Genomic DNA, 3,149 nt, shown 5'->3' on the forward strand with positions numbered 1-3,149 from the left:
TGTGGCTGAACCCGGATAACGACGATAGAAAAGCACCCGATGAAATGAAGTTCGCAGCATGAAATAGCGGACAACTATGTTGACAATCACCGGACGCGTGACACCATACTCTGAGGAAGTCCGGCAATCAGCGCAACGGGCATATTAACCCCTAGAAGACATTAACTTCATAACTATATCCATGGGAACATTAATACGACGCAAGTCATCATCATCTAGCAGAGAGTGCAAACTAGCAAAAAAGCTTGATAACTGGCTAGACTTTACTGCTGATCGCTTCGGATCACTTGCCATTAAAACACCTGCACCTGAAGAACCCTCAATCCATGAATTCCCCCACGGTATTTTATTTGAGTCCGCCCACTCTTTAAGCTGATCAATAAGCTGGCGTAAACGAAACTCGTGCCAATCACGCCCCAGGCCTTTATCACGAACAATTTTAGAAAAAATAGCCTCATTTGCAACAGCATCAGAAAGCTCGATGCGATACTCGCTTTGATTTGCGTAGACTCGACGAAAATCCTCAGACGGAACCGGCGAAGGAAATTCAATCTGACCGGATACGGCCTCAGCAGGGTGAAACCAATTAACCGAATCTCGACCTACATCATAAAAAGGCTTTTCTTTAGAAAGCCTCTCCTTGGTTAAAGCTTGATATAAGTCAGAACGCAACTGGGGTGATTTCCCACGTTTTGTTGGCATAGAAGCCAAGAGCTCCGGCCTGTCTGCCGGCGCGATTAGGAAATCTTGATGAAGTCGCTTTCTGAGCGAAATAATACTTGGGAAATTTTCGAGGTAATCATAAAACTTCTTTCCTGCCATCTCTGCTGGCGGAAAACTCAGACCTTTCTCTTGAGCAATTCGCTCAATAGCAACTCGTGCCTTAGCACCTGGTATCGGTTTATCCCCCGAAAGGCCAATCATTTCGGAGATTACTTGCGTCCAGTCATTAGTTTGATTCACGAAGCCTCCAAAAGCCTCCAAATGCGAAAACGGGGCCATTGGCCCCGTTTTCTATATCCACTTTGCTCTGGCGGGCTTAGAATTGCGACAAATCAACATAGGATGCTGTGGGACAACCTACGGCTCGCCGCACCGGCCTTCGCTCCTTCCGGACCGTAGGGCTGAAACGCACCAACGAGACGGAATCAGAGCAACTATAACCCCGATCTCCCAACTGCGCAAGCCAACCGATGTCCTAACTCTCTCGTGCCTGCCACCCCCACCAATAGCCATACTGGCAAAGGAATCGCCAAAATGACGGCGATCAGGACTTGAAGCCCGCAGGGCGGGCACCGCAGCATCCAGGCGTTCGAGGTGAAGGCGCAGCTCTGATCTGTCCATGGGCCTGAGTATCGGCAGTGCGGTCGCACTGCTTGAGACGCCGCGGCCAACGCAAGACAGCTAGCCCCTTCAGGTGCCGAGATGGCGCTGCTCAAGCGCCCCGTAGGGTGAGCGACCATTGGCTCCCACGTCCGGCAAGGTCAGACTGCGCTCCCGACATTCGTCGCACCATCGGTGTCGCGCCTATTGGATGTCAGAAAGTTCCGAACCAGGCAGATCGCTGCTTTGAATATAAATAACCCTAACAATTAATAGGCTAACATTTAACTTAAATTCATCTTTAAAATCGAATATCAAACTCATCTAGTTAGCTTATTTACTGCAAACAGTACGCAATTGACTGCGATAAATCGACCTCGATTCGCTGCAAACCCTTGGCGTATAAGGCTTCTCGCCAGATAACAGATTGGCGAGTCTGGGGATCACCGTAGAGGGGAAACCCCAACACCTAAGGACTTCGCCGTCGCCGCAAGTTTTTGTATCGCCCCCGTTGACGAATTTTCGTCCTGTCATATCCCTACTTCCATCTCTCGATGGAAGTGACCCATGACCGCTCTACCCTCCGCCGCACTCAACGATTACATCGCTTCGCCCTTCGGCCTCCTGCATTTAGAAGGCATCCACATCGGCCGGTTTCGCATCGACCGCGCCATCATCCGAGGCCGGGAAGCGGCCATCAATCTCCAAGAGTGCATCCTCGCCGCGCTCGACGAAACCGGGCGGAAGAGCGGCCTGAAAAACACCACGCGCTACCCTGCGCAACTACCCATGGGCACGCCTTCGCGCTCCTTGGCCAAGGAGATCGAGGATCACCTCGAAGACATGCGACGCCGACAGCTGGACCCAAAGACCGTCCAGTCCACCGAGCGCACCTTGAAGCTGCTCCTTTTGACCTGCGGCAACATCTCTGCGGCTCGAGTCGACTACTACCACATCCAAGCGCTCTGGAAGCTCCTGCGCTGGGCCCCCCCCCATGTCACGATAGTTGTCCGCTCCCCTGAATCCTCAGATGGAGAGCCCGATGGCCCGCTACAGCCCCGAACTCAAAGACCAGATCGTCCGGCGGATGATGCCCCCCAACAATCAGAGCGTTGCTGACCTGAGCCGTCACACTGGCATCAGCGCCCCCACGTTGTACGCGTGGAAGAAACAGATCCGCAGCCAAGGATATATCGTGCCCGACACCGCTACTTCGCCGGACAAATGGGACGTGAAAGCCAAACTGAGAGCCGTCGCCCAGACGATGCCGATGAACGAGACCGAGTGCTCGGCGTGGTGCCGTGAAAACGGCATCTACCCCGAGCAGATCGCTGCCTGGCGGCAGGCCTTTGAGACCATGCAGTCGAGCGCCTCGGCAGCGGAGCGGGCGGTTTCCACGGTGATGCGCAAGCGCGTCAAGCAGCTTGAGAAGGAGCTTTTGCGCAAGGATCGCGCCCTGGCGGAGGCGGCAGCGCTGCTGACGCTGTCAAAAAAAGCCCAGGCTCTCTGGGGCACCGACGAGGACGTCTGATCCCCGCGTCGTTGAAACAGAGAGCCGTCACGTTGATCGCCGAGGCAGTGGCCGCCGGCGCCCGCGAGATCAAGGCATGCCAGGTGCTGGGCATCAGCTGCCGCACGCTGCGCCGTTGGCGCGGTGCCAGCACGCTGATAGATGCTCGAAAAGGCGCGGCCAAGCACTGCCCGCATGCGCTGAGCTGCGTCGATAAGGAACGCATCATGGCCGTCGCCAACCAGCCCGCTTACCAGAGCCTGCCCCCCTCGCAGATCGTGCCCCGGCTGGCAGATCAAGGGATTTACATCGCATC

At 54.9% G+C, this 3,149-nt stretch carries 3 protein-coding genes and 2 pseudogenes; 3 read left to right on the top strand and 2 right to left on the bottom strand.

What is annotated here, in order from left to right; all coding sequences use genetic code 11:
• Positions 1-144: 144 nt before the first annotated feature.
• Both XcuCFBP2542_RS19455 and XcuCFBP2542_RS20385 read right to left on the bottom strand, forming a co-directional pair.
• Positions 145-963: a hypothetical protein gene (locus tag XcuCFBP2542_RS19455; protein ID WP_146090366.1), complete on the bottom strand. Its 819-nt coding sequence runs from the start codon at positions 961-963 to the stop codon at positions 145-147.
• Positions 964-1,080: 117 nt separating this feature from the next.
• Positions 1,081-1,344 (bottom strand): hypothetical protein, encoded by a 264-nt coding sequence (locus XcuCFBP2542_RS20385; protein WP_104605701.1) that lies wholly within the window; start codon positions 1,342-1,344, stop codon positions 1,081-1,083.
• Between the two features lie 546 nt (positions 1,345-1,890).
• On the opposite strand from XcuCFBP2542_RS20385, the pseudogene XcuCFBP2542_RS18595 reads away from it, so the two are divergent.
• The 3 genes and pseudogenes from XcuCFBP2542_RS18595 to XcuCFBP2542_RS18605 form a co-directional block, all read left to right on the top strand.
• Positions 1,891-2,325 (top strand): annotated as a pseudogene (locus XcuCFBP2542_RS18595) (integrase); the annotation flags it as partial.
• A 40-nt stretch (positions 2,326-2,365) separates the two neighbouring features.
• Positions 2,366-2,854, top strand: coding sequence for a transposase (locus XcuCFBP2542_RS18600; protein WP_158251470.1), 489 nt, complete (start codon positions 2,366-2,368; stop codon positions 2,852-2,854).
• A gap of 32 nt (positions 2,855-2,886) precedes the next feature.
• Positions 2,887-3,149, top strand: a pseudogene (locus tag XcuCFBP2542_RS18605) (IS3 family transposase); the annotation flags it as partial.

The sequence above is a fragment of the Xanthomonas cucurbitae genome (assembly GCF_002939885.1).
GTDB lineage: Bacteria > Pseudomonadota > Gammaproteobacteria > Xanthomonadales > Xanthomonadaceae > Xanthomonas > Xanthomonas cucurbitae.